At 68.7% G+C, this 2,585-nt stretch carries 2 protein-coding genes; both read right to left on the bottom strand.

Translation table 11 applies throughout. The features are described 5' to 3' along the window. Positions 1–29 precede the first annotated feature (29 nt). Positions 30–1,334, bottom strand: a complete 1,305-nt coding sequence (gene secF / locus Q2100_RS27785; RefSeq protein WP_302916635.1) for a protein translocase subunit SecF — start codon at positions 1,332–1,334, stop codon at positions 30–32. Further along, on the bottom strand, positions 1,335–2,585 hold a 1,251-nt coding region (gene secD, locus Q2100_RS27780; RefSeq protein ID WP_302916634.1), incomplete at its 5' end, for a protein translocase subunit SecD.

Genomic DNA, 2,585 nt, shown 5'->3' with positions numbered 1-2,585 from the left:
GCGCGCCGCTTGAGGGCTGCCATCGGCGTCTACCGCCGGGGGCTCCGCTTGCCCGCGGGCCGCCCGGTCTTGCTGGCGGTCGGGCGCACCGGTCGCGCGCCCACAGCGGGTTTGGTGCCGGCCGAGGCGGTGACCGTCTCGGTCTGGTCGGCCTCTTTCGCGTCGCGGGCCTCGGTGGCGTCGTCGACCTCGAGGTCGATGTCGTCGTCGGCTGCGCCCGCGTCGGCGGCCGCCGCCGAGCTCTTGGCGGCGGCACCCGTCCGGCGCCGCAGCACCCGGCGGTTGTGCGTGCGGACCTTGTCGGTGCGCTCCCGCAGCGTCACCAGCAGCGGGGTGGCGAAGAAGATCGACGAGTAGGTGCCGACGATGACGCCGACCAGCTGGACCAGCGCGAGATCCATCAGGGTGCCCACCCCGAGCAGCCAGACCGCGATGACCATCAGCGCGAGGATCGGCAGCACGGAGATCAGGCTGGTGTTGATCGACCGCATGAAGGTCTGGTTGATCGCCAGGTTGGCGTGCTCGGCGAACGTGCGCCGGGTCGTGTGCTCGAAGCCCTCGGTGTTCTCCTCGACCTTGTCGAACACGATGACCGTGTCGTAGAGCGAGAAACCGAGGATCGTCAGCAGGCCGATCACCGTTGCGGGCGTGACCTCGAATCCGACCAGTGAATAGACGCCGGCCGTGACGATCAGGTCGAAGAACAGCGTGACGATGGCGGCGACGGCCATCCACAGTTCGTAGCGCAGCCCGATGTAGAGGGCCGCCAGCACCAGGAACACCAACAGCGCGATCAACGCCTTCTGGGTGATCTGGCCGCCCCACGTCTCGGACACCGCGGAGTCGCTGATCACCTGTTCGCTGGGCTGGCCGTCGGCGCCCTTCGGCTGGAACTCCTCGAACAGCGCGCTGCGCAGGTCGGCGGCCTCGTCGTTGCTCAGCGTCTCGGAACGGATCTGCACGGTCGCCGAGTCACCGCTGCCCACGACGACCACTGTTTCGGGCGGCCTGCCGACAGAGTCGGTGAACACGGTCTCGACCAGGGTGGTGGTCGCGGTGCCGTTGACGCCGTTGACCGGCATCGACACCTTGGTGCCGCCCTCGAAGTCGATGCCGAAGGTGAAGCCCCGCACGAGGAAACTGAGGATGCAGACCGCCACGATCGCGCCGCTGATCAGGTACCACAACTTGCGGCGCCCGATCACCTCGAACGCGCCGGTGCCGGTGTAGAGCCGGACGAAGAAGCCGTGTTTCGGTGCCGCGGAACCCGCTTCGACGGGAGCCGCCTCGACCGCGGTCGACGACTTCTTGGTGTTCCGGTTGATGGCCGCCATCTACTGTCCCCGTCCGGTGGTCGCGTGCGACGCGGCGCGTCGTTCCCGGGCGATCTGCTGCACCGCGCCGAGCCCGTTGTACTTGGGCTTGGCCAGTGTCGGAGACTTGGAGGCCAGATACACCAGCGGCCACGTCACCAGGAACACCACGACGACGTCGAGGATGGTGGTCAGGCCGAGCGTGAACGCGAAGCCCTTGACCTGCCCGACGGCCAGGAAGTACAGCACTGCGGCGGCCAGGAAGCTCACCGCGTTGCCCGACAGGATCGTCTTGCGCGCCCGCGCCCAGCCGCGTGGCACCGCCGAGCGGAACGACCTGCCCTCGCGGATCTCGTCCTTGATGCGTTCGAAGAACACCACGAACGAGTCGGCCGTCGTGCCGATGCCGATGATCAGACCGGCGATGCCTGCCAGGTCGAGCGTGTAGTTGATGTACCTGCCCAGCAGCACCAGGATCGCGAAGACAACCGCGCCCGCGGCCACCAGCGACAGGGCGATGAGCAGACCGAGCACGCGGTAGTAGAGCAGCGAGTAGAGCAGCACCGCCGCCAGGCCGACGGCGCCGGCGATCAGGCCGGCCCGCAGCGACTGCAGCCCCAGCGAGGCAGAGACCGTCTCGGCCTCCGACGACTCGAACGACAGCGGCAGCGACCCGTACTTGAGCACGTTCGCTAGTTCGCGGGCCGTGTCGTTGGTGAACGACCCGGTGATCTGGGTGCGCCCGCCCGGGATCGCCTCGCGGATCTCGGGAGCGCTGACCACCTGTGAGTCGAGGGTGAACGCGGTCTGGGTGCCGACGTTGGCCGCGGTGAAGTCGGCCCAGATCTTGGCGCCCTCGTCCTTGAACTGGACGTCGACGACGTACTGACCCTGCTGCTGGTCCAGGCCGGACGTGGCGTCCTGGATCTGCTCGCCGCTCATGATCGACTTGTTGAGCAGGTAGACCGTCTGGCCGTCGGTGGAGCAGGTGATCAACGGCAGGTTGGGATCGTCGTTGCCGGCGAGGACGTCCTCGTCGCCGCAGCGGGTGGCCTGGAACTGCAGGGCCAGCAGCTGGATGGACGGGTCGGCGCTCTGCCTGAGCTGCTTCTCGTCGGAGATGCGCTGCGCCAGATCCTTGCGCTCGTCGCTCTGACCGGGCGGGGTCTGCCCGGGCGGGGTCTGCCCGGGCGGCGGGGTCTGCCCCGGTGGCCGATTCTGCGCAGGCGGCGCCTCCTGGCGGGGGGTGGCGGGCGCGGGTTCGGTGGTGGG

The sequence above is a fragment of the Mycolicibacterium arseniciresistens genome (assembly GCF_030519285.1).
Taxonomy (GTDB): Bacteria; Actinomycetota; Actinomycetes; order Mycobacteriales; family Mycobacteriaceae; genus Mycobacterium; species Mycobacterium arseniciresistens.
The sequence above is the reverse complement of the archived record's forward strand: the minus strand, read 5'-3'. Positions and strand labels throughout refer to the sequence as shown.

Coding starts and splice junctions, on each gene's coding strand:
- secF (WP_302916635.1), bottom strand. CDS start 1,334: ATGGCGGCCATCAACCGGAACACCAAGAAGTCGTCGACCGCGGTCGAG.